General features: G+C 75.2%; 3 protein-coding genes. 1 reads left to right on the top strand and 2 read right to left on the bottom strand.

The features are described from left to right. Both ABD844_RS38300 and ABD844_RS38295 read right to left on the bottom strand, forming a co-directional pair. A partial coding sequence (locus ABD844_RS38300) for an MFS transporter (protein WP_344889420.1) occupies positions 1-644 on the bottom strand: 644 nt, incomplete at its 3' end. Beyond that, positions 641-1,726, bottom strand: coding sequence for an alkene reductase (locus tag ABD844_RS38295; RefSeq protein WP_344889417.1), 1,086 nt, complete (start codon positions 1,724-1,726; stop codon positions 641-643). The genes ABD844_RS38300 and ABD844_RS38295, both read right to left, overlap by 4 nt. A gap of 139 nt (positions 1,727-1,865) precedes the next feature. On the opposite strand from ABD844_RS38295, the gene ABD844_RS38290 reads away from it, so the two are divergent. Next, positions 1,866-2,953 (top strand): AAA family ATPase (locus tag ABD844_RS38290; protein WP_344889414.1); only part of this gene is annotated, 1,088 nt, incomplete at its 3' end.

The raw sequence follows: 2,953 nt of genomic DNA, 5'->3' as shown, positions 1-2,953 counted from the left end.
CTGGCGGCGGACAGCGCCGTGACCGGCCGGCGGCGCAGCACGGGAGCCGCGGCGAGCAGGCTGAGCACGGGCAGCGCCAGCGCGACGTGCCAGCCCACCAGGCCCGCGACCACGTCGCCCGCCAGCGGCGCGGCCGAGCCGACCGTCGCCAGCGACGCCGTGACCAGCCCCATCGCGCGAGCCGAGCGCGCGAGACTCATCGCGATCGTGGTGAACCCGGCCGTGCCGAGCCCCTGGAGGGCGCTGCCGGTGACGAGGACCGGCAGCACCGGCGCGGCCAGGACCAGGACCCCGCCCAGCAGCACCAGCGCGGCGCAGACGACCAGCGCCGTACGGGTGCCGCGGCGGCTCTGCAGTCCCGCCATGAGCGGGGTGCCGACCGCGATGGCCCAACCGAACGCGGTGACGATCCACGTCACCGTGGCGGGCGTGAGGCCGAGGTCGCGGGCGACGTCCGGGAGGATCAGGGCGGGCCCGGCGATGCCGAACGACAGCGGCCCGGCCAGCACCGCCAGCCACCCGGCGGGAACCCCGGAACCCGTCCCGCCCGCCGAACCACCGCCCGGCCCGTTCACGGTGCCACCGCCCGGCTCGCCCGCCGGGCTCGTGCGGTCCTCCAGCGAGGGCGCCGGGTCGCCGGTCATCGGGAAGCACCTTCCGCCAGCGCCGGGTAGTCGGTGTAGCCGCGGTGGTCGCCGCCGTAGAAGGTGGCGGGGTCGGCCTCGGCGTACGGGCCGCCCGCCGCGATCCGCGCGGGCAGGTCGGGGTTGGCCAGCCACAGCCGCCCGAAGGCGATCGCGTCCGCGAGCCCGGAGCGCACCGCCTCGGCGCCCTCCTCGGCCCGCGCGGGGGAGTCGTCGCCCCTGGGATGCGGGTTGAGGATCAGCGTGCCCGGCCACTCGGCGCGCAGCAGCTTGGTGATGGCGCGAGTGTCGTTCTCTGAGACGTGCAGGTATGCCAGGCCCAGCGGTGCGAGCGCGCGGGCCAGTTCGGCGTAGAGGGTCTCGGGGTCGCTCTCGTCCATGCCGTTGTAGGTGATTCCCGGCGAGATCCGGATCCCGGTACGCGCGCCTCCGATCGCATCCGCGACCGCCTGGGCCACCTCCACGGCGAACCTGACGCGTCCCGCCGCCGAACCGCCGTAGGCGTCGGCGCGCCGGTTGGTGTGGTCCGACAGGAACTGGTGGATCAGGTACCCGCTGGCGCCGTGCAGCTCGACCCCGTCGAACCCGGCGCTCAGGGCGTACCTGGCGGCGGTGGCGAAGTCCTCGACGGCGCGGGCGATGTCCGGCATGGTCATCTCGCGCGGCGTGGGGTGGTCCAGCAGCCCTTCCGGGGTGTACAGCCGCTCGCCCGAGGGGATCGGCGACGGCGCCACCGGCAGTTCGCCGCCGGGGTAGAGGACGGGGTGGCCGATCCGCCCTGAGTGCATGAGCTGGACGAAGACGCGTCCGCCGCCCCGGTGCACCTCGCCGGTGACGCGCCGCCAGGCCGCCGCCTGTTCCGGCGCGTGCAGGCCGGGGGTGTCGATGTAGCCCTGCCCGATCACGCACGGCTGCGTGCCCTCGGTGATGATCAGGCCCGCGCCGGCGCGCTGGCCGTAGTACTCGGCGGTCAGCTCGTGGACCAGGCCGCCGCGGGCGCGGCTGCGGGTCATCGGCGCCATGACGAGGCGGTTGGGCAGGGTCAGGTCCCCCACGGTCACCGGCTGGAGGAGTTCGTTCATGTCTGTCTCCCATGTGCGTACGGGTGTTCGTGCCGGTCCGACGCTATGGACGGGGAATTACTCACCGAATCGGTACAGTTTCTGTATTTGGCTACGGAAGGTGGGCCGTACGTACGTACCTACGAACAGGGGAGGGCCGGTGCTCTACGGCAGGGCGAGCGAGCAGGCGGCGATCAGGGACCTGGTCGACGCGACGCACGCCGGCCGGAGCGGCGGCCTCGTCGTGCGCGGCGAGCCGGGGATCGGCAAGTCGACGCTGCTGACCTGGGCCGCCGAGTACGCCCGCGGCGCGGGGCTGACGACGCTCCGGGTCACCGGCGTCGAGGGGGAGGCCGACCTGGCGTTCGCCGGTCTGGTCCAGTTGGTCTGGCCGGTGCGCGAGCGGCTCGACGCGCTGCCGGATCCGCAGGCCCGGACGCTGCGCGCCCTGCTCGGCGCCGGGGACCCGGCAGGAGGTGACCGGTTCCTGTCGGGGCTGGCGGTGCTGACGCTGCTGGCGGAGGTGGCCGACGACGGCCCGGTGCTGTGCCTGGTGGACGACGCGCAGTGGCTGGACCGGGCGAGCACCGACGCGCTGCTGTTCGCCGCGCGCCGGCTGGCCGCGGAAGGGGTGGCGATGGTGTTCGCGACCCGGGAGGAGGGCCTGCCCGGGACGGGGCTGCCGGAGCTGCGGCCCGCGCGGCTGCCGTCCGAGGACGCCGAGCGGCTGCTGGAGGATCGAGGGCTCACGCCTCCCTCGCGTGAGCAGGTGATCGAGGAGTCGGCGGGCAACCCGCTGGCGCTGATCGAGTTCGCCGCGGCGCAGCGCCGCCACCACACCGTCGCGGGACCTCTGCCGGTGACCGACCGGGTGCTCGCGTCCTTCCGGGCGCGGATCGGGCGGCTGCCGGAGCAGACCCGCCTGATGATGCTGACGGCCGCCGCCGAGGCGCGCGGTCACCTACCGACGCTGCTGGGCGCCGCCGAGGCGCTGGGCGTGGGCCTGGAGCACCTGGCGGAGGCCGAGAAGGCCGGGCTCGTCGAGGTCAGCGCGAACGTGGTCGCCTTCAGCCATCCGCTCATCGGCACCGCCGCCTACCACGGGGCGCCGCTCGCGCGGCGGGTCGCCGTGCACCAGGCGCTGGCGGACGCGGCGACCGACGCGGACTGCCGGGCCCGTCACCTCGCCGCCGCCAGCACCTCCGCCGACGAAGGGGTCGCCGCGGAGGTCGTCCGCGCCGCCGAGCG

It is taken from the genome of Nonomuraea antimicrobica, assembly GCF_039536965.1.
Classification (GTDB): Bacteria; Actinomycetota; Actinomycetes; order Streptosporangiales; family Streptosporangiaceae; genus Nonomuraea; species Nonomuraea antimicrobica.
The sequence above is the reverse complement of the archived record's forward strand: the minus strand, read 5'-3'. Positions and strand labels throughout refer to the sequence as shown.

Bases quoted from the DNA above. Each gene is read 5' to 3' on its own strand.
- ABD844_RS38295 (WP_344889417.1), bottom strand. From the start codon at position 1,726: ATGAACGAACTCCTCCAGCCGGTGACCGTGGGGGACCTGACCCTGCCC.